The organism is Pseudoalteromonas sp. CuT4-3 (assembly GCF_035666335.1).
GTDB lineage: Bacteria > Pseudomonadota > Gammaproteobacteria > Enterobacterales > Alteromonadaceae > Pseudoalteromonas > Pseudoalteromonas atlantica.
Window position 1 is genome coordinate 3,310,001 of record NZ_CP142030.1, and the last position, 20,959, is coordinate 3,330,959.

Sequence of the window (20,959 nt, forward strand, 5' to 3'; positions counted from 1 at the left end):
TCAATCTGTACGAGTGCCCACACAGATGATTGCTTTATATTGTTAAAGAACGTTGCGACGTTGTCGCTAGGGATGCGTATAATACATCCTTTATTTTTCGAGTCAACACTTAATTTCAAACTTTCTTTTTAGAAGATTTAAAACCGAAGTTTTACTTAACTCTGTGAGCAGCTCGTGCTTCGCTATGCGTTGGCGTTCCCCGTCTCAGTGGGGTCGCATTATAGGGAGATCCGAAAACAGATCAACCCTTTTTTTAGATCTTTTTACTGTTCGAACAAAAATAGAGCAAAACAGCGTAAAACTAGCTAAATCACTGGCTAAGATGATGCTTTTTTATACTGATTTTTATTATTTAATATAAATTTCATTGCTATGTTCGTTTAAGACGTTAAGATAGCAAGTTCACAATGTTAAATTAATGTTTATTTCCTGTTTATTGGTAGATCTAAAATGAAATTACCCGATCAAAAATCTTTTATCTTCTCTGTTATTCTTGCTGTAGTTGGTTTTGTTATTGTTGAGTTTGCTTTAGGCAGCTTAGCTTTAAGCCCAGCATTGCTATTTGGTGCTGGTTTATTAATTGGTGGGATTGCTATTGCTGCAATATCATCGGAAGGTGGTGAAGAAGCTGAAGTTAAAACAAAAACACTTTATGTTGGTAATCTTCCTTATCGTGCAAATGAAGGTGTTGTTCGCGCTTTGTTTGAAGAACAAGGTAAAGTTTTCAACGTGCGCCTATTAAAGGATAAAAATACTGGCAAACGTCGTGGCTTTGGTTTTGTTGAAATGGCACAGGCAGATGCAGACAATGCAATTGCTAAGTTAAACGATAGTGAGTTCCAACAGCGTACTTTAAAAGTACGTGAGGCAAAACAAAAACAAGAAGATGATTCTAGCTCTTTACGCACTGAGACGGATCAATCAGTGTAACGTGCTTTATAGCTAGCTTATTACTCAAAACATCAGCCGTTGCATAATATTGCAGCGGCTTTTTTTTGTCTGTAAATTTATTTCCAAAGTTATGCTGCTCTAGTAGGTAGTTTACTCTGCTAGCAATGGCCGCGCCTGAATCGAGTAATTGCACTGCGTTATTAAAGTACGCTTGTATAGCATCGCTAAGAATTGGGAAATGTGTACAACCTAGTACAAGTACATCTATATCTGAGTTAATGCGCAAACGCGTAAGCTCTTTATGCAGTTTGAGTGTATCTAGCTGCTGAGTGAAAAATAACTGCTCTGCCAATGCCACCAGCTCAACACTGCTATATAAACTCACTGTTACGTTGCTTGCATGCTCTTTTATTAATGTATGAGTATAGGGGCTTGCAACTGTGGCGGGGGTTGCCAATAAGCCGATGTGCTTTTTGCGAGTTACTTCAGCAGCAGGCTTTATTGCTGGCACTACGCCGACAATAGGTATTGATGTAATTTTGCGTACTTCACTCAAGGCTGATGTAGAGGCTGTATTGCAGGCTATAACAATAAGGTCGACATTAAGCGCGTTTTGCTCAATAAAATAAATGAGTGAGCATAAACGCCCTATAATAGTTTGCTGGGTTTGCGCGCCATAAGGGAGTAACGCATTATCCATAAAGTAGCTGTACTGTGCATCTGGAATACGCTTTTGAATATGCTCAAGCACGGTGGTGCCACCTATACCTGAATCAAATACCATTATGTGGGCTGACAAACTTTGGTTCCTACTGTTTATTAAGAACGGCAGTTTGCCATGAGGTATTTATAAAAGAAAGTAGTTTAGCTTTGCTCAGACTTTAGCGCGTCGAGTGCATCGCCCGCTGAATTTAATTGGTTTAGGTTTTCAAACATTGCCTGGGTGTAATCAACTAGCTGATCGACTGCGGCTTGATCTTGGTTGAGCCACTCTATAATACCGGCAAGCTGATCTTCTAGGCCTAGTTGCGATGCTTTATCAAATGCATTTTTTAGATCGTCATTAAAAGGCGCGATCGCATCGGCTACTTCTTTTGTTGGGTTTGGCTGATATTGCTCATAACTTTTAACGGTAGCGACTGTTTTCGTTTGGCGAAGATCCATTGAAAATGCAACAAGTTGCTCACTGCCTAAGCTCAGCTCTTGTGCTTTTTCAAATGCTTCATCCAAATCACCACTAAAGAATGTTTTACTTACACCTTGTAGCTCTTCCATCATGGCATTAATAGCATCTTGCTCTTGTTCGTTTAAATCACCATTAACTGACATTGAAAATGACAGCTCTCTAGATTGCGACGACGAGCTGGCAAACGATTCGCTGTTATTGCTTTGTTGATACCCGCTCGCTGTTTGAGACTCATATGCATCAGCAAAGCTAATACTGACCTCATCACCTTCGGCCGTTGTAAACTTATACTCGGCATTGCTGCTCATACTTACATATTGTGCTTGGCTTACGCTAACACTGGCCGCTTGTGGGTTAAATAGGGTTTGCTCAAACTCATCAAGCCCCTCAATAATGCCTTCTTTTGACTTGTCGATGCCCTCTTGCATTTCTTCGTTAAATACACCGGTGCCTTTTAGCTCATCAACCGCTTCGTCTATACCGGTTTGAACACCTGTGCGCGCATCATCTAACATATTTTTTAATTTATCGTCATCGGCACCATTGGCTTTGGCTTTATTAACTGCGCCAGATACGAAGTCGAGTACATTTTTTACTATTTCATCAAAATCGAATAAAGGTTTATCGGCTTGTTTTTGCTCAACAGGTAAACCTAGCTGCTCTGCCATTTTGTCGCCAAGCACTTTTGCAGCAAGTTCTCTGCCTCGCTGTAATGAACTTTCTTGCGGAGATTGGATTGTTGGCTGCTGTAGCGCCTCTTTATTATTGAATTTGTTTACGTTGTTGTTTGGCGTATAGCCATAATTACCGATTTTCATGATCCACCTCCGTTACGTACTTAGCTTATTATCGGCTAATAGTGACAAAACTAAAGTGCATGTTTAAAAAAACAGCAACTTTATTATCAGCAAAACTAGACAAATACTGCTCGCTCCCTACAATAGCGCCGATAAATAGATCTCATAGATAAGGTAGTAGCATTAATGGCAGTGATTAAAATAGATACCACACAGTACGATACGCAGCTAAATGAAAAAGAGCAGCGTATTACGTCGCAATTTAAGCGATTTGGTGTGCAAGCGTTAGAGGTGTTTAGCTCAGAGCCAATTAACTACCGCCAACGTGCTGAATTTAGAGTATGGCACGATGGGGATGATCTATTTCATATTATGTTTGATCAGGCCACGAAAGAAAAAATTCGCGTCGACACCTTTGACCCTGCCGCGCCATTAGTTGGTGAAGTTATGCAGGTGATGATTGATAATTTAAAGTCGTGTGAAGTATTACGTCGTAAGCTGTTTCAAATCGATTATTTATCGTCATTAAGTGGCGAGATTTTAGTAAGCTTGCTTTATCACAAACCACTCGATGAGCAGTGGCTAACTGAAATAAAAGCCCTGAAAGAAAAACTGAGCAGCAAATACAACATTGACTTTATCGGTCGTGCTCGCAAACAAAAAGAAGTACTAGGCAATGATTTTGTTACTGAGTGTTTAACCGTAAACGGCCAGGAGCTTATTTATCAACAAGTAGAAAATAGCTTTACGCAACCTAATGCTAAAGTGAATATAAAAATGCTGGAGTGGGCACAAGACTTATGTAAACCACTGAGTAATGACCTGCTGGAACTTTACTGTGGTAATGGTAATTTCTCTATTGCATTGGCGGGTTCGTTTAATCGCGTATTGGCTACTGAAATATCTAAGTCTTCTGTGCATTCAGCGCAATACAACATTGCTAAAAATAAGGTAGATAACTTAGATATAATTCGTATGTCGAGTGAAGAGTTTACCCAGGCAATGAATGGCGAACGTACCTTTTCGCGTTTAGAGGGGATAGATTTAAAAAGCTACGATTGCCAAACTATTTTAGTCGACCCTCCACGCGCAGGTATGGATACCCTTACCTGTGACTTAGTGGCCAACTACGAGAACATTATTTATATATCGTGCAACCCAGAAACGCTTGAGCGCGATTTAGATCATTTAACCCGTACTCATAATGTTAAGCGCTTTGCGATATTTGATCAGTTCCCTTATACACATCACATAGAATCGGGTGTTTTCTTACAAAGAAAATAGTGAGTTAAATTTAAATCACTTCCATAAAAAAAGCTCCTTACGGAGCTTTTTTTGTTTTAGCAAACCTTACTTGTTCGCTAAATAGTTAATTAATTTACTAATATCTTCTGGCGCGGTAATACCAGATTCACGGCCTAGGTTTAATTTGTATTTACCATTTACGATAAAGGTTGGTACGCCACGTAGCGCGCCTTTTTCTTTAAAGTAATTTTGGTCACGCTTCATTTTAGAGCTTAATGTACGTACCGAGAAGCTTTTGTATAGTTTATCAAACTTATCGCCATCAACACCTTGCGCTACAAATACATCTTTTACATCTGCAAGCTCGTTAAATTTAGCGCGCTTAGTGTGAATGTGATTAAAAATAGCCGCAACAATTTTATCTTTTTGCGGAAGTACTTCCGCGGTTGCTAGCGCTTGGCTCATCATTTGTTGGTTTTCTGGATCGCGAACACCGACAAAATCAACATGGCTCTTTTTAAATTTAACGTCTTTGTCTAGCTTTGGCTTAAACTCACCAATTAACGCTTCCATGTTATTACAAGCAGGGCAATAAAATGAGAAAAACTCTTTTACTTCTGGCTTTTTAGTCGCGCGCTCAGCCACTACATCGTAATGTACGCCTTCTTCATAAGTGGCGGCTACACTGCTCGCAGCCATAGGCAGTAGTAATGCAAGTAAACCTGCTTTAACTAATTTGATCATTGTTATTGTTCTCCGAGATTAAAGTGTTAGTAAAAAAGCAACTAACTCATTCAGTTCTTGCTGGTTATTAATGGTGTTAATGTTTATTTTATATTTATCGTTTACGATAAAGGTAGGCACACCGGTTAGCGCACCTAGTTTTGAATATTTGTTTTGCTTATCTTGCATTGCACGCTCAGCTGAAATAATTGGCATGCTGGCAATGTCTTGATCAAACGTTGCACTATCGATACCATTAACTTCAAGCAACTTTTTAACGTCTTTCATTTGCGTTAAAGGTGCGCGCTGTACATGAATACTTTTAAAAATTTGGTCGCTGATACTTTGTGCTTGACCGTGCTTTTTACCGATTAAGTAGGCGTAGCTTAAGTTGCTTTGCGCCTGTGGTGATACACCGCCTAAAAAGTTAACGTGATTTTTTATAAATTCAGTGCCCTCAGGTAGGCTTTTTTCAATTGCCTTTGCAACAGGCTCAAATTTAAAACAGTGGCCGCAATAGAACGAGAAAAACTCAGTTACCTGTGGCTCTGCGCTTTTATCTACATCAATAACTGTATATTGGTTATCGGCTTCAAACTTTGCAGCAAGTGCTGCAAATGGTAAACATAAAAGTAATAAACTCAGTTTCAATTTTTTAAGCATTGGTATCTCGTTGTACTTATCTTTAAATAAAATATTATGGCAATAACTTAAGCGGTGCTTCTTGCAATGCTGCAAGTTGCTCTTTTAGCGCTAAAATTTGTTGCTCCCAGTATTTGTCATCTGCAAACCATGAAAAGTTCCGTACAAAAGCAGGATCACTCCATCGTTTAGCTACCCATCCCATGTAGTGAATAATACGCATCGCTCGCAGCGGTTCAATCAATTTGAGTTGAGTGTGGTCAAAATCACAAAATTCTTCATACGCATTTACAAGGGTGTCTAACTGTAACAGTTGCGTAGCCCTATCGCCACTGAGCATCATCCATAAATCTTGAATGGCCGGCCCCTGACGAGCGTCATCTAAATCAACAAACATAAGTGCTTCGCCTGCCCACAAAATGTTACCTGCGTGGCAATCACCATGTAAACGGATCCCTTGCACATTTTTATACTGTGCTTGCGCTTGTTCAATAACCAAGTCCAATATGGTGTAAAAAGCCGTGCTGATCCCCATAGGTACCAAATTACTTTTTTGCAGATGAACTTTAGCTGTATGCAAATATTCCTCGCAGCTAAAAGTGGGTCTGTGCGCAAATGGTTTGGTTTTAGCAACTTGGTGCATACGGCCAATTAATCGCCCCATTACATCGAGCTGATCTAAATTATCCACTTCAAATAAACGACCGCCTACGCTTGGAAACAACACAAACAAATAGCCTTGATGTTCAAACAAGCTTTCTCCGTTGTGCTTAATGGGTGCAACAACGGGTACTTCGGCCTCGGCTAATTCAAATGCAAAGTCGTGCTCTTCTTGTATTTGCGCTTTGCTCCAGCGCTCTGGTCGGTAAAACTTAACAACGTAGCGCAGGCCATCTTCCGCCTTAAATTGGTAGACTCTGTTTTCGTAGCTATTAAGTGCTAATAAACCTGACTCTGCATATATACCAACGCTTTCTATTGCATCGAGAATTAAGTCGGGCGTTAAATCTTCAAAACTAAATTTACTCATGGGCTTCTTAATGTAAAAAGCGGGTTACCCCGCTTTTGTTAGTGTGTTTATCGCGCTTTAAAAAAGTTACTCGGTTGCGATATGCTTTCATCGGGGTCATTAACCGGTGAAAGTACAAAGTTAAACTCCGTCATTGGCGCTTTTAAATCATACGGGTCCATCACAAGTGACAGTGGCACATTATGCGATTGCCCTGCTTGCACTGTAAATGTTTGCTTGCCAATGTACTTAAAGTTTTCAAGGCCTTGAACATCAATATTAAAGGTTTGCTCGTACTGCGCCTTGTTGATTACTTTTAATGTATAGGTGTTTTCTACCAAGCCATTAAAGTCAACTCGATACAGTTGGTTACGGTCTCGTATTATGTCAAAGTCCATAGGCTTTCTAAATGCAATGTTAGCCACCAGCGCACTGGTAAGCACCACCAGTATGACCGTGTAACCTATGATTTTAGCTCGCAGTGGGTTGGTTTTATTTTCAGGTGTTTCGAGATTACGCTCTGTAGTATAAGAAATAAGACCCCGCGGGTAATCCATTTTATCCATTACACCATCGCAGGCATCAATACATGCACCACAGTTTATACACTCGGCTTGCAAACCATTACGAATATCTATCCCTGTAGGGCACACCTGTACACACAAGTTACAGTCTATACAATCGCCCATTTCTAAATCTTCGTGGGCAATTTTACGCGAACGTGGGCCTCGGCTTTCGCCGCGTTTTTCATCGTACGTTACGGTGTAAGTGTCTTTATCAAACATAGCTGATTGAAAACGTGAATAGGGGCAAATGTGTAAACACATAATTTCACGCATCCACCCTGCGTTAGCGTAAGTACAAGCAGCAAAGAAAATAATACTTACCAGCGCGTAACCACCTACATTAAAGGTCACAAAGTCAGGGAGTAATTCACGGATAGGCGTAAAGTATCCGACAAACGAAATCGCCGTATATAAGGCAAATAAAACCCAACTGGTGTGCTTTGCTGTTTTTCGCCAAAACTTATCAAAGTCCATCGGGCGTTGATCTAGCTTTTTACGCTGATTCGCTGTGCCTTCAAACTTTTCTTCAAACCAAATAAATATAAAGGTCCATACAGTTTGCGGGCAGGTATAGCCACACCATACTCGGCCATAAAAGGTAGTAACCAAAAAGAGTGCAAACGCGGCCAACATAAATATAAAGGCTAATATAGTGAAATCTTGCGGCCACAGCGTTAGCCCAAAAATATTGTACTTTTGGCCAACTAAATCAAATAACACAGCTTGCTGGCCATTAAAATTTATCCAAGGCAAGAGCATAAAGGCAAGCATGCCTAAAAAGCCTATACGCTGTCTAAGTAACTGATGAAGCCCTTTTACTGCGCGAACATAAATTCGGTTACGTGGGTTAAACCTGTCGTCTTGACGGCTTAAATCCGGTTGTTGGATTTTAACGTCTGCAGGTATATTCTTTACTTTAATTTGCTTGTCCATCGAAGTTCCTCAACGCCGCTTGGAAATAAAAACGTAGCAATATGTGCGTATTCTATACTGTAACTGTAGTTCGTTAATGGTAAGTGTGATTAGTTTAAATAATCAGCTGCTTGAATACTTTCAGATATTTCAGAAATATCTAACTGCTGTTGGCTATTATAACAATACTGGCTAAAATTACAGGTATAGATTGCTAATAATTTATTCATCTCAGTTACTTGCTTTTAAAATGCAGTTTATTACACTGCTTGCTAAATTTACCCCATTAAGATCAAGGTTTACGCATTCATGAAAAAGTTTATTATATTGGTCATTCTGATCCTTGCGTTTTTTACTATTGATCACCCACTAGTTAAAGAGCCCCGCGAAAAGCTATTAGGTGAAGGTGTGGGTTTTTTAAGTGATGCGAGCAAAATAAACCGTAGCCCAGCAGCCAATATGGCTAAAAACCGTATTAGCAGTGCGTTAAAGCTCTCTGAATCTGAGCACGAATATATTGAAAAAACCTTTACCACTGATGATTCAGTGCAGTTATTTCATTTACGTTATTGCCGCGAGCGCGACCTAAATTTATATTTTTACGAAGAGCGTTTAAATACAGTGTGTAAAATTGTATCGGATGCATTAGAACAAAAGAGAGCTAAGTAGTGGATTTTTCGCAGTTAAACAAAAAAGCGAGTGACTCTTTTCATAAACAGCGCACAATACTTAAAAAGCTATCGCAAGGAAAAACCTTGCATTGTGAGCAGTGCGGCGAGGTGTTAACACTCGATTTAGCCACCAGCGAGCCGGGTAAAGGCGTTGTTAAGTGTAAAAAAGGCTGCACTGATATTATTTTAGAACTTGGCGCTTAATTATTCTAAGCGCCGTTTAATATACCTAAAGGCTACTCTTCCCACCCTTCATCTGTAATCAGCCCACTGTTTATGGCTACCACCTCAATAAGCTCGGCAAAACCTAATGCAAAGTCGCCCATTGATTCGTACTGATACTGATATAAGGCTTCGAGTGTCATGCTATTTTGCTGCGCAATTTGCACTCTTGTTTGCTCATCAACAGCAAAAAAGCTAAGCGTACTTAGCGCACTCTCTAGCGCTTCTTTGTACTGAGGCTCTAAAGCGGGAGCTGTTAATAGAGGTTGTGCGTATTCTTGAGTAGCACGTAAAAAACCTTCACTCCACGCTTGGGTATAGTCTAGGTCAAAATTGGCGGGTAACTTGTAACCGGTTTCAAATACTTGCTCACTAATTTGATGGTATAACGCCATAAATAAAAACAGTATTTCTTCGTCTAAATCGTTAGCCGTATTAGGCACAATATGCGCTAACCACTGGTGAACTTCTAATGGGCTTGGCGAACAAATAACCCCAAATAGATAGCCTTGGCTTTGTGTTAATGACATAGCCTGAGGTTGAGTACTTAAAAATGCACTTAATTGCTGTGCGTGTTGTTCGTTATACTGTGGTAATTGCATTAAATCTCTTTTATTACATTAAAAATTTAGTGGGTAGCGGCCCTGTGCATCGGGGCGGCCTAAAAACTTAACCGCGTCGTGTACATCTTTTGGTAAGCTGGCATCAGGTTTAACATAGCCTGCTACTTTAAAGTCAAAGTTAGCTTTAAGTGTTGCGTCGGCTTCAAGACCTAACGTGTTATCTGGGTCGACCAAAATAGCTATATCGCCCGACTTACAGCTTAACATGCCACTCAGTGGCCCTATATTAAACCAGCCATTAAAGCCTTTAACATCTATATTTGGGCTGGCAATCTCGCCTTTTAATGACTCACAATAAGGCACACCTGAGGTGTACTCGTTAAGCTCTAAAATGACTCGACCTTTAGCCGTAGCTGGTATAGGTAGTGCAATACGTTGCATGGCACGCTCTACGGTCGAGCGAATTATACCATCGGTAACTTTAACCACATTATTAAATAATCCGTAATTCACATCAGCATAGCCCGAAATATCGCTACGCTCACGCGGATTACCAAATTTTAAGTTAGCATTTAAATTACCCGTAAATAACTGCCAGCCAGCAATATCCCAGCGTACATTATTTAGCTGCTCGTCTTGATAGCGCACTTGCATCATTTGACCTTGCCATACACTCCCTACGGTTTGCCCTATTTCAAGCTGCTTTGGTAAGTACGGCTTAGCTAGGTCTAACGCAATGGCCGCTGGTAATTTCATTATGCAAAACACAATAAAACTAATAAAAAATACCACTGATAATATTATTATTTTTTTCATTAATTACTTCTCTAGTACTAAGCGGCTTACACGTACAAACCCTGATTTATCATCTTTGCTTAAATCAAGGTTTTCTACTCTTAAGCCATGCTGATTAACCAGTTCGTCTAACCATTCTATTAATTGATTAAACTCTACCGAATCAAGCGTTAAACGTAACGAGTTATCGTTAGGCTGCATTTTACTAATAGTAATACGGTAGCGACTACGCGTTGAATTAACCACTTGGCTAATATTTTGATTGCTAATTGCCTGCGTGTTACCCGCCGCTTTTAACTTTACTATGCTTTCATCAACCCATACGAGCAGCTCTTGCTGAGTGACGTACGACTTTTTAGCTTTATCTATGGCGTTATTTAGAGGTCTAAAAATTCCCATTACTAAAACAAAAACAACAAATATACCACCAGCAACCATAATCAATTGCTGCTCTTGCTCTTTTAAAGAGCGCCAGTATTGCATTATTTGCTTTTTCATACTGCACCTCGCAGTTTAATTTCGCCTACTACAAAATCGCCATCGTTATTTAACGACCCTTGCTCAACCGTTAACCCTTGTTGCTCAAGTATACTTTTTACTTTACCAAACGTTTGAAAGTCTTTTGCGCGTGCGCGTATTCGCAGCTCATTACGGCGTTTATCGTAACGTAGGGTTTCTGGCGTAAATTCGCTTACTTGCGAAAACACGCCAACCAATTGGCTGGTCAAATCTAAAAACCCGGCTTCACTTTCGCCATTAATGGTTTTAAGCGCGCCCCTGATTTGGCTTTTAATTAAGTTAGGACGTACTTTAGTTCCTGGGAATGCTTTTTGGTATCTATCCACTAGCTGGGCTTTAGCAAGCTCAACACGCGAGTTAAGTTGATTTAGTTCAACCAGCTTTATTGCAATGGTAGCAAATAAAGCAACACCGGTAATAATGGCTGCGCCTTTCCAATAACCCCACCACAGTGCACTTTTCTTTTTAAGCTGGTACATACCTTGGCGTAAATTAAATTTAACGCTGGTAAGTTGTTTAGCAAATAAGGCCAATGGTAAATCGTAGTCGCTTGCTTGCGAAATTAGGTTAATACTTTCAGGAAACTGATTAGCTGGGCTATAGTGCTTTACGCTCGGCTCGCCAAGTGCACTTAAGTAATCCCTTAGCCAGCTATTCTCAACGGCACTAATATGCCAATCGCCTCTTTTAAATAACCACTGATTATTAAGCTCTATGGCGGTTAATGTATCATCGTCGGCTGTAGGCAGTAGCAGGGCATCAGGTAAAATGGTGTATACCGCCAAGTTATGCTCTGAAAATAAAGCAAGCCAAGCCTCAAACCACTCGCGGTCAGTTAAGGCAACTCTAATTGCATGCTGCTCATTAATCATAGTGGGCTCGCCAATTGCGACAAATAGCTCGTCTATATCGCACGCAATGTCTTCTTCAAGCATGTATGGCAACGCTTGCTCTAACTTACGATTCCACTTAGTCGGCAACGCCACTGTTTTAAGCTGCACCTGATCGCTAGGCAGTAATACCACTACCTCGCGAGTTTGCGCTTTTTCACTTAGCTCACTTAAACGGTTTGCATCGGTTAATTCCCCACTGGCAATTATTTCTTGTTCTTGTGGTGAATAAATTAACCAATTTAATTTATCTTGCTCTGTTTGACCCGTGCGGATCAGCAGTATTTCTGTCACTGTACGCCTCCAAATTTTCGCGCCAGTATCGTTACTTCGCCATTTTTGGCATGAAGTAATGTGGTCATCGAAAAACGCAAATCGACAAATGTCGCCTGCGTTTGTAATTTAAAATATTCGCTGTTAATACTAAATAGTTCTTTAACCGAATCTAAATTTGTACCGCCTTGCTGCTGTACCTCGGAAAAAAATTCATCCACGCTATCAAATCCGGTTTCAGGGCGAGCTGCTATAACGGCCTCTGCGCCCGATAACGATAATTCGTCAATCATGGCACTTAAAATAAGTGCCTGTTCGGGAAGTAACGTATTGACGTTAATCGATAATAAGGGAGACCCCGGAATAACACACACAAAAGGTAATACCTTTTCCATTACGAGCGGATTAAAGCCTTTTACCAAACGCAGCTCAGAAGGTGATGCAAATAAACTATTTGCGCTCATATAAGGGTAATCACGCGATAAATACTCGTCTTCTTCAGCGCCTGAACGATAGGTAATGCTGTTTTCATCAAGCCAGTCAAATACACTGTCTGCCATTGCTTCTTCGCTTTCCTCGGCAGGTAAATCTTCAATGTTTTCTAATAATGCAAATAGTGCTTTATGAGCAGGGTTGGTTTTGCTGGTAGAGTTTGGGTCTGGCGCTTCCCCTAATGCATTTAAATTTAAACACGCCTGTAAGTCAGTAATTTTACCGCTTAGAGTACCGTTATCTACAGGGTATTGGGTGTCGCCTTGCGTGGCCCAAACCTGATCTAACGAGGTTTTGTCAGGATCATCGTCTTTACTTAACTTTAGTGCCTTTATTGCCAGCTCTTCACCGCCGTAGGCATACCACTTTGCTTGTTGGTGACCTTGCAGGTTAGTGCTTTTTTGAACCTGCACCATTAAATTAGCACTCATTTCTACGGCTAATATCGCGGCCAGTGCAACAATAAACAGCACAATAACTAATGCGGCACCGCGTGATTCGCGCTTATTCATTAATTACTCTCCCCGCTGTTTTTGCCCTGCCCGGGTACTAAAAAAACACGACGAATAGGCTCTGCCTCAATTTGTTGTAAAGTAACCGCAACCGCTTTAGGTAAGGCTTTTATTTGCCATTGCTCTTGCCATTCGTTGTTGGCATCTAAAAATTCAAATTTAAGCTCTTCAATACCTTTTAAAACAACTTGTACCCGCGGCTCCATATTATCAAGCTGATCTACATACACTCTGTATACACGCTCTAAATTGTCATCAAGCACTCTATACCCTACGGCTTGTAACTCAGAACGAGGCAGTAAATTAATTGGGTTTACCCAGCCATCGCGTACAAACGCAATACCATCGTATTGGCTTTCTAATATATAACGCCCTGCGAGTAAGTATTGCTCTTGCGCATCACCGGCTTCGTTACGTACAGTGCGCTGAGTCATTTGGCTAAAGTCTTGATCCATTAGCCTAAATGCGGTTTGTAGGCCGTTAAGCTCCGCTATTTTTTCATCAGACGCTTCTTTTGCTTTGGTGGTTGAGTCTAAAATTTGGTGAGTAGCCATAATCACCACCGCTAAAATAGCCATAGCAACTAATACTTCGATTAATGTAAATCCGCGCTGCTTCACTTATTAGCTACCTTTATTTAAATAAGTTGAAAGCTCGTACACCGATTGCTCGTATTTTTCGTCGCTAAAAACATTTATGGTCACTTTTACAAAGCTTTTGTCTGCAGTTTTTGCTATTTCTTGCTTCCAAAACCACTCAACGCCCGCCATTACTTCGCTGCCGCGCGCGCCATTTTTAGCCTGCCAGTCTTTACCTTTACTACGCTGCACCACCAACACATTTTCTGCCACCCACGATGCATACGTTTGCTCTTCAAGTGTTGTTAAATGATTTATATGCTCGCCGATTGCTTGCATAGCTGCAATGCCAGCCATAGCACAAATACTTAACGCCACAAGCACTTCGAGTAAGGTAAAGCCTTTATTTAGCCTCATTATTATGGCTCTTTTCGCAAATTAACAGGGGCTGTAAATTCCCCTTCAATGTAATACACAGGCTCGCTTTGCTCTTTTAATTCAACAATAAGCTGAAAGGCGCTGACCTCGCCAGATGATAAAATAAGGACTTGCGGTATTTTTAGTTTTTCAAGCTCTAATAAGCTATCGTCATCGCCGCCGCTCATTAGCTCGCGCCAATTAGCTTGCTCAAGTAAGTTCTCTTGTGACCAGGCTAAATCTTCTAAATTGAGCGTGAGCTTTAACCGTTCATCCAGTTCAATGGGCTTGTAAAGGTCTTCGCGGTCAAAGGTAATCCATTTTTCGCCATCAAATACTAAAAACTCAAGGGTGTTTTCCTCAACCATTAAGCCAAGTTCTATTTGATTTAAAATAGCAAATTCAGAGGCCATGTTAATGGTGGTATGCAGCCTAAGCGCTTGTGTATCAAGCTCATCTTCGGCACCGCCTTCTAAGCTGTATACCACCATTTTGGTCGCAAATGCGATAATAGTAAGTACCACTAAAATTTCTATTAAGCTAAACCCACGGTGGTGGGCGCGCATACGATTAAGGCTTACTTGCATAGTAAGCCTCGTGCAATCGTATTTAACCATACTGCTAGGTTAAGTCGCATTTATTGCTCGTCTTCGTTCCAGTTGCCAATATCATCATCGGTACCGGCTTCGCCATCAGGTCCCATTGAAAAAATATCAAACTTGCCAATTTCACCTGGGCTAATTAGCTGGTACGGGTTACCCCATGGATCTTCTGGTAATTCATTTACAAAACCACCATCAGGGAAACGCTTAGGAATAGGCTCAATGCTGGTTTTATTGACCAATGCTTCTAAGCCTTGCTCTGTGCTTGGGTAGCTTTTATTTTTAAGCTTGTATAAGCTCATTGCATCTTCAAGCTGTTGAATATCTAGATGTGCTTTATCGATAGCAGCTTCTTCTTGTTGGCCCATAATATTAGGCGCCACAATTGACATAATCATCCCGATAATAACCAATACCACCATTACTTCGAGTAAAGAAAAACCTGATTGTTTATTCACGTAAATACCTCATTTTCCAAAAACATAATTTAATTTGGCGTCATCTAAGTAAATACTAACTTAGCTAACCCCTTAAAGCTTAAAGTCCTACCGCTTTATTCATTGCCATTATTGGCTGTAAAATAGCCATTACTATAAACAAAACAATCACCGCCATTGAGGCAATCATTGCTGGCTCTAATAATTTTAATGATACGTTTACCATGCTTTCAAACTCACGGTCTTGGTTATTAGCCGCGCGCTCTAACATTTGTTCTAACTCACCTGATTTTTCACCGCTGGCGATCATGTGCAGCATCATCGGTGGAAACAATTTGGTTTGCTGTAAAGCCGCTCTTAGGCTTGCACCTTCACTGACTCTATCGGCAGCATCTGCCACTGATTTTTTCATTTTTTTATTCGCTAATACACCACCCGATATGCGCATGCCTTCAAGTAGTGGTACTGAGCTTGACGATAAAATACTGAGCGTACGTGCAAAACGCGCGGTATTAATACCCCGCGCTACTTTACCAAATCCAGGCATGTGCAGTACGCGGTCGTCCCACCAAAAGCGAATTTTAGGTTGTTTCAGTGCATGTTTAATGCCTACTGCCAGCGCAGTAATGACTAACAAACTTATAAACCAATAATTTTGTACAAAGTGGCTGCCTGCCATAACCCATTCGGTTGTCCAAGGCAGTACTTGCTTAGTTTTTTCGAAGGTTTTTAAAATTTTAGGCACAACAGTACCGAGTAAAACCGAAACAATACCAATAGCAAAAATAACCAAAATGGTAGGATAAACCATGGCTTGAGTAATTTGGCTGCGCATGTGTTGGCGCTGTTCGGTGTAATCGGCAAGGCGATTTAATACTTGGTCAAGGTGCCCTGATTTTTCACCTGCGGCTACCATGGCTCGGTATAAATCGTCAAATACATGTGGAAATTCACTCATGCCATCGGCCAGTGTATAACCCTCTACTACCTTTGAACGTACCGACATCAGCATACGTTTTAGGCGAGGCTTTTCACATTGCTCTGCCACCGCCATGACAGCCCCTTCAACTGGCAATGCCGATTGAATGAGCGTAGCAAGCTGGCGCGTAATAAGGGCTAAATCGGAGGTTGATACGCTGGGTTTAAAAAAACGACTTAATAACGGCGTTTTTGCGCCACTAACTTGTTTTTCCCCTTCTGCTGCAGGGACAACTTCAAGCGGCGTAAGTTTTTTTTCGCGCAGCGCTTGGCGAATTTGCTTAGCTGTATCGGCTTCTAAAATGCCTTTTTGTTCTTTCCCTCGGCCATCAAGGGCACGGTATTCAAACGCCGCCATGGTTAGGCTTCCTCACGGGTAACGCGTAGAATTTCTTCAAGGGTTGTTTTGCCTGCCAGTACGCGACTACAGCCATCTTGGCGTATGCTTGGGCTTTTTTGGCGAATGTATTTTTCAACACTTTGCTCGCCTTTACCGCTGTGGATCATTTCGCGTATTTCTTCATCAACCACCAGTAATTCATGAATACCAGTGCGGCCGCGGTAACCATTAAAGTTACACTCTTCACAGCCTACTGCGCGGTAAATTGTAGGTGCGCTATCAAAAGGTACTCCTAGCAGCTCACACTCACGTTCATCAGCAGTGTGACCTTCTTTACAGCTATTACATAAAGTACGTACTAAGCGCTGCGACAGCACGCCTAACAATGACGATGACAGCAAGAATGGTTCTACACCCATGTCTTCCATACGGGTAATTGCGCCCGAGGCGGTATTGGTGTGTAGCGTAGACATCACTAAGTGACCTGTAAGCGATGCTTGCACGCCAATTTGCGCGGTTTCAAGGTCACGTATTTCACCGACCATTACTACATCGGGATCTTGACGTAATATTGCACGAAGCCCGCGGGCAAAGGTCATATCTACTTTGGTGTTTACTTGTGTTTGGCCAATCCCCGGAATTTCGTACTCTATTGGGTCTTCTACCGTTAAAATATTACGATCGCGAGAATTTATTTGGCTCATACCGGCGTACAAGGTGGTACTTTTACCAGAACCCGTTGGGCCAGTAACCAAAATAATACCGTGTGGTTTACTAATTAAATCAGCAAACAACTCTCGGTTTTTTGGTGTCATGCCTAAATCTTCAAGGTTTAAGCGGGCATTGTTTTTATCAAGTAAACGCAGTACTACACGCTCACCAAAGCTAGATGGCATGGTAGATACACGTACATCTACTGCACGCCCTGCAATACGCAGGCTAATACGACCATCTTGCGGAATACGTTTTTCTGCTATATCTAGTTTCGCCATTACCTTAATACGCGAAACTAATAACGAGGCAAGCTTACGATTAGGTTTAAGCACTTCTTTTAGTACGCCATCAACCCTAAAGCGAATCACGAGCTCTTGCTCAAAGGTTTCGATATGTATATCGGATGCACCTTCTTTAATTGCTTCGCTTAACATGGCGTTGATTAGTTTGATGATAGGCGCATCATCATCGCCGGCTAATAAGTCTTCGGTTTGTGGGAGCTCATCGGCAAGGGAGAATAAATCGACCTCATTACCAATATCTTCCATCATTTGTTGTGTTTCAGAGCTGTCGCGCTGATACGCAGCCTCTAATAGTAACTCAAATTTATCGTCAGCTAATTGCTCTAGGGTAAAGCCTTTACCTGCAATGCGACGCACTTCTAGCAATACTTCAACATCTAGCTCGCCGCGGTAATACACAATTTGCTGTTCATTATTTTTACTAAGCAGTACACCCGCTCTGCGCGCATACGAAAAAGGTAAACGCTTTGGAGGTAATTCAACTAAATCGTTACTTGTAAGTAACTCCTCAGAGCGTGTTTCATCACTACGATGAACCACGTCTTCGTTTATTTGTTCTATTGCGCTAGTCATCTTCACGCTCTGCACGTTCTTTAGAGCTCAATGCTTTTAAGTGCTCTTCATAAGTTGGTGGCAGAATAAGCTCATCATCCCAAGATGGAAGTAAAGGAACATCTGAATTTGGCATAAGCTCTATACCATCTTCTTTCTCTTTCATTTGCTCGCCACGGATAAAGTTATACTTATTAAAGCTTAACTTATTCATATTAACGCCATCGCGAATAATCGTTGGACGAATAAATACAATAAGATTACGCTTACGTTTGGTCGTATTAGTTGACTTAAATAAGTGACCTAAAATTGGGATATCACCTAAAATTGGTACCTTAGATACACTCTCTTGTACGTCTTCATCAATTAAGCCGCCTAACACAACCATACCGCCATCATCAGCCATAACGGTTGTGGTAATGGCGCGCTTATTAACAGAAATATCGACAGCGGTTGCACCACTTACACTCGATACTTCTTGTTCAATTAATAATTGTACTGCTGAGCCATCGTTAATTTGTGGGGTTACTTTTAGTTTTACACCCACCTCTTGGCGTTCAATGGTTTGAAATGGATTATCGTTATTACTGCCTGTTTGCGAACCAGTAATAATGGGCACTTCTTGACCCACTATCATCGACGCTTCTTCGTTATCCATGGTGGTAATTGAAGGTGTAGCAAGTATGTTTGAGTTAGTGTCAGTTGAAACGGCCTGAATAATTGCACCCCAGTCGTTTTTAACTAGACCAAACGCTAAGCCATTAACACCGCTTAATAATGAAGCAAGCGCGGTGTAATCACCTTCTGACGTTTCATCGTAACTGGTAACTAAGCCACTTTCTGAGCCTATTACTGTTTGAGTAGTGGTTGTGTCTTGCGCTTGAATACCTGCAACCGCTAATGAGCCTACAGGCACAGTTGAGCCATTATTAAACTGCAACATACCGCCATCTTCTGAAATCCATTGCGTACCTAAGTTAACGCCATCCGATTCCATTACTTCAACAATAATCGCTTCTACAAGTACTTGCGCACGGCGAATATCGAGCCTATCAATCACGGTCTCTAATGAGCGCATGGTATCGGGCTGTGCTGTAATAACTAATGAGTTTGAGTCAGGGTGAGCTTCAATACTGGCATCGTTTTTATTGTTTGTGCGAGTTTTACTTGTGCCTTGGCCATCTTCTGCAAGCGTTTTACTTACGCCTTGCAGTACTTTTACTAAATCCTCTGCTTTGGCGTAGTTTAAGTAAAATACTTTGGTATTACCTTGGCTTTCAAGTTCGCCATCTAGGCGCTTAATTAGTTCTATAGCACGGGTACGGGCTTGCCCTTCACCGCTTACTATTACGCTATTAGTACGGCCATCGGCAACTACCTTAGGGATCAAAAATTCAGGAACGCTGCCTTTACCGCTGTCTTTGTAAATATTTTCAACAACCGATACTACATCATCTGCTGTTGCATATTTAAGCTTAACAATATCTACACGCTTATCACCGGCTTGATCTACCGAGCGAATAATTTCTACTAAGCGATTAACCGACGCTGCATGGCCAGTAAGCATCATGACATTGGCAGCATTAAAGTTTGCTACATGGCCACCGTCTTTTTGGTCGCTAAATTGACGCACTAATGGGCCAAGCTCTTGAACACTTACATTTTTAACGCGTACCACACGGGTGATCATCATATCGCCCGATGCAGCGCTGTTTTCTGTAATTAGCGGCACATTTGATTTTTTAGCGTCAGAGCTTTTTTCAATCTTGATAATACCGTTGTCCATTTCTACTGCTGAGTAGCCATACACTTCGAGTACATTTAAGAAAAATTGGTAGTACAGCGCTTCATCCATTAACTCATAACTGCGTACGTTTACTTTACCGCGCACATTTGGGTCAATGATCACTGTTTTATTAAGGTTTTTACCAACAATGTTTATAAACTCGTTGATATCTGTGCCTTTAAAGTTTGCAGCATATTCAACAGCTGAAACCGACAACGAAATACTGGCTGCTAAAAAAAGCGCTGCGTACTTAGCTAACCCTTTTTTAATTTTTTTGAGGTGTAGCACCTGAACCATTATGTTAAAACTCCAAAGCTAAGTTATTGCAGGCTAAATTGCACATCGATTTGCTCACCGTCACGTTCTATCGTAATTGTGGCATCGCTGGTATTACGCAGCTCATTAATAGCTGCCATTGCCTGTTGTAAATCTGTTAATTGGTAGCCGTTAATAGCCACGGCTAAATCATTATTCTGTAGGCCCATTTGTTTAAACAGAGCAGGCTCTTTACCTGGGCTTAAGCGATAGCCGATTAACTCGCCATCGCTCATTGCTTGTGAAACACGAATATAATCAAATAACTTACCAGGCTCACTTAGTAGCTCTTCTCGTGTTTCTATTATTGCTTCTTTTACATCTGGGTCAGCGGTTGCGTTAATTTGCAACTCGCTTTGTTCTATTTTTTGCGGCCCCATGTCTTGTGCTTCGCGAGCGGCAAGGACAGGCATAGACACTTTTTTACTAAAGTCGAGACCATCTAGCATTAGCGTTTCAAATCGCCCGTTTACACTTAAAATAACGCGATCGGGAAGTATTTGCGCAACCTCTGCACGGGTCCCTTGTACAACCTCTTCAACTAAGTAACTAACTTGTCGCCCCTGTGACTCAATAATAGCAATACCTGCCTTGTCGTCGTTACTTACAGCAACAATACCAGTTAGATTAATACTTAAGCGTGTTTCTGGCGCATTATTAATTACTTCGTTTTGCTGCGCAGTATTGGTTTTATTTGTTACAGTTTTTTACCAAATAAAAATTGCTCTATAATATTTTGTACTGAGGTAGTACTAGAAGCCTTCGATGCGGCTGAATAGTGAGATGGAGTAAGCGGTGTAGAGACCGGTTGAGGCCATACCAGCCAAACTAATTTTGAGAGTAAATAAGCAAGATAAACAACGACTAACAGCGTAACTACTGCGCTTAATTTAGCATGGGGTAGCCGTGTTAAAAATTGTTTAAGCTGTTGAATTTGCTGTTCCATAATAATGTTCTTATTTTAATTTACTGCATAAGCGCGTACCCATAGTACCCTTTCATTTTTCATTCAACAAGCACACTAATATTA

At 41.1% G+C, this 20,959-nt stretch carries 22 protein-coding genes and 1 pseudogene; 4 read left to right on the forward strand and 19 right to left on the reverse strand.

Annotation, left to right across the window (positions count from 1 at the left end):
* Positions 1-450: 450 nt before the first annotated feature.
* Positions 451-930, forward strand: coding sequence for a hypothetical protein (locus tag VOI46_RS15320; protein ID WP_004588429.1), 480 nt, complete (start codon positions 451-453; stop codon positions 928-930).
* On the opposite strand, the gene murI is transcribed toward VOI46_RS15320, so the two are convergent.
* Together murI and VOI46_RS15330 are read right to left on the reverse strand one after the other, a co-directional pair.
* The gene (gene murI, locus VOI46_RS15325; protein WP_039972318.1) at positions 893-1,690 is read right to left on the reverse strand and encodes a glutamate racemase; all 798 of its coding nucleotides are present in this window, start codon (positions 1,688-1,690) and stop codon (positions 893-895) included. The genes VOI46_RS15320 and murI overlap by 38 nt on opposite strands.
* Before the next feature lie 65 nt (positions 1,691-1,755).
* Positions 1,756-2,895 (reverse strand): DUF5610 domain-containing protein, encoded by a 1,140-nt coding sequence (locus VOI46_RS15330; RefSeq protein WP_004588431.1) that lies wholly within the window; start codon positions 2,893-2,895, stop codon positions 1,756-1,758.
* A 165-nt stretch (positions 2,896-3,060) separates the two neighbouring features.
* On the opposite strand from VOI46_RS15330, the gene trmA reads away from it, so the two are divergent.
* Positions 3,061-4,158, forward strand: a complete 1,098-nt coding sequence (gene trmA, locus VOI46_RS15335; RefSeq protein ID WP_004588432.1) for a tRNA (uridine(54)-C5)-methyltransferase TrmA — start codon at positions 3,061-3,063, stop codon at positions 4,156-4,158.
* 66 nt (positions 4,159-4,224) lie between these two features.
* On the opposite strand, the gene VOI46_RS15340 is transcribed toward trmA, so the two are convergent.
* From VOI46_RS15340 to ccoG, 4 genes are read right to left on the reverse strand one after another with little or no spacing between them, the layout of a single operon-like run.
* Complete coding sequence (locus tag VOI46_RS15340) at positions 4,225-4,863, reverse strand: thiol:disulfide interchange protein DsbA/DsbL (RefSeq protein ID WP_004588433.1); 639 nt, start codon at positions 4,861-4,863, stop codon at positions 4,225-4,227.
* Positions 4,864-4,881: 18 nt separating this feature from the next.
* Positions 4,882-5,505, reverse strand: coding sequence for a thiol:disulfide interchange protein DsbA/DsbL (locus tag VOI46_RS15345; protein WP_004588434.1), 624 nt, complete (start codon positions 5,503-5,505; stop codon positions 4,882-4,884).
* A 34-nt stretch (positions 5,506-5,539) separates the two neighbouring features.
* On the reverse strand, positions 5,540-6,514 hold the full coding sequence (locus tag VOI46_RS15350; RefSeq protein ID WP_004588435.1) for a serine/threonine protein kinase: 975 nt from the start codon (positions 6,512-6,514) through the stop codon (positions 5,540-5,542).
* Positions 6,515-6,561: 47 nt separating this feature from the next.
* A complete protein-coding gene (ccoG, locus tag VOI46_RS15355) occupies positions 6,562-7,992 on the reverse strand; it encodes a cytochrome c oxidase accessory protein CcoG (RefSeq protein WP_004588436.1) in 1,431 nt (476 codons plus the stop codon).
* A gap of 288 nt (positions 7,993-8,280) precedes the next feature.
* Here ccoG and VOI46_RS15360 point away from each other — a divergent pair, with 288 nt between their 5' ends.
* On the forward strand, positions 8,281-8,640 hold the full coding sequence (locus VOI46_RS15360; protein ID WP_004588437.1) for a hypothetical protein: 360 nt from the start codon (positions 8,281-8,283) through the stop codon (positions 8,638-8,640).
* On the forward strand, positions 8,640-8,846 hold the full coding sequence (locus VOI46_RS15365) for a hypothetical protein (protein WP_004588438.1): 207 nt from the start codon (positions 8,640-8,642) through the stop codon (positions 8,844-8,846). The genes VOI46_RS15360 and VOI46_RS15365 overlap by 1 nt, the downstream gene beginning before the upstream one ends.
* A gap of 32 nt (positions 8,847-8,878) precedes the next feature.
* Here VOI46_RS15365 and VOI46_RS15370 read toward each other — a convergent pair whose 3' ends face one another.
* From VOI46_RS15370 to gspC, 13 genes and pseudogenes are all read right to left on the reverse strand, one after another.
* Complete coding sequence (locus VOI46_RS15370) at positions 8,879-9,466, reverse strand: UPF0149 family protein (RefSeq protein WP_248452413.1); 588 nt, start codon at positions 9,464-9,466, stop codon at positions 8,879-8,881.
* Positions 9,467-9,484: 18 nt separating this feature from the next.
* Positions 9,485-10,243: a type II secretion system protein N gene (locus VOI46_RS15375; protein ID WP_064387295.1), complete on the reverse strand. Its 759-nt coding sequence runs from the start codon at positions 10,241-10,243 to the stop codon at positions 9,485-9,487.
* A gap of 3 nt (positions 10,244-10,246) precedes the next feature.
* On the reverse strand, positions 10,247-10,720 hold the full coding sequence (locus VOI46_RS15380; RefSeq protein ID WP_024032550.1) for a type II secretion system protein M: 474 nt from the start codon (positions 10,718-10,720) through the stop codon (positions 10,247-10,249).
* On the reverse strand, positions 10,717-11,925 hold the full coding sequence (gspL, locus tag VOI46_RS15385) for a type II secretion system protein GspL (protein WP_282338485.1): 1,209 nt from the start codon (positions 11,923-11,925) through the stop codon (positions 10,717-10,719). Before gspL ends, VOI46_RS15380 begins: the two co-directional genes overlap by 4 nt.
* Positions 11,922-12,908 carry a type II secretion system minor pseudopilin GspK gene (gene gspK, locus VOI46_RS15390; protein WP_024032552.1) on the reverse strand — a complete coding sequence of 329 codons (987 nt, stop codon included), beginning with the start codon at positions 12,906-12,908 and terminating at the stop codon, positions 11,922-11,924. Before gspK ends, gspL begins: the two co-directional genes overlap by 4 nt.
* The gene (gspJ, locus tag VOI46_RS15395; protein WP_004588444.1) at positions 12,908-13,528 is read right to left on the reverse strand and encodes a type II secretion system minor pseudopilin GspJ; all 621 of its coding nucleotides are present in this window, start codon (positions 13,526-13,528) and stop codon (positions 12,908-12,910) included. The genes gspK and gspJ overlap by 1 nt, the downstream gene beginning before the upstream one ends.
* A 3-nt stretch (positions 13,529-13,531) precedes the next feature.
* Positions 13,532-13,903: a type II secretion system minor pseudopilin GspI gene (gene gspI, locus VOI46_RS15400; RefSeq protein WP_004588445.1), complete on the reverse strand. Its 372-nt coding sequence runs from the start codon at positions 13,901-13,903 to the stop codon at positions 13,532-13,534.
* A gap of 2 nt (positions 13,904-13,905) precedes the next feature.
* Entirely contained in the window at positions 13,906-14,490 is a 585-nt protein-coding gene (gene gspH, locus VOI46_RS15405; RefSeq protein WP_004588446.1) for a type II secretion system minor pseudopilin GspH, read from the reverse strand.
* Positions 14,491-14,540: 50 nt separating this feature from the next.
* The gene (gene gspG, locus VOI46_RS15410) at positions 14,541-14,963 is read right to left on the reverse strand and encodes a type II secretion system major pseudopilin GspG (protein ID WP_004588447.1); all 423 of its coding nucleotides are present in this window, start codon (positions 14,961-14,963) and stop codon (positions 14,541-14,543) included.
* Positions 14,964-15,042: 79 nt separating this feature from the next.
* Complete coding sequence (gspF, locus tag VOI46_RS15415; protein ID WP_004588448.1) at positions 15,043-16,278, reverse strand: type II secretion system inner membrane protein GspF; 1,236 nt, start codon at positions 16,276-16,278, stop codon at positions 15,043-15,045.
* Positions 16,279-16,280: 2 nt separating this feature from the next.
* A complete protein-coding gene (gene gspE / locus VOI46_RS15420; protein ID WP_282338480.1) occupies positions 16,281-17,849 on the reverse strand; it encodes a type II secretion system ATPase GspE in 1,569 nt (522 codons plus the stop codon).
* Complete coding sequence (gene gspD / locus VOI46_RS15425) at positions 17,842-19,911, reverse strand: type II secretion system secretin GspD (RefSeq protein ID WP_054983939.1); 2,070 nt, start codon at positions 19,909-19,911, stop codon at positions 17,842-17,844. The genes gspE and gspD overlap by 8 nt, the downstream gene beginning before the upstream one ends.
* Before the next feature lie 23 nt (positions 19,912-19,934).
* Positions 19,935-20,875, reverse strand: a pseudogene (gspC, locus tag VOI46_RS15430) (type II secretion system protein GspC).
* Between the last annotated feature and the right edge of the window lie 84 nt (positions 20,876-20,959).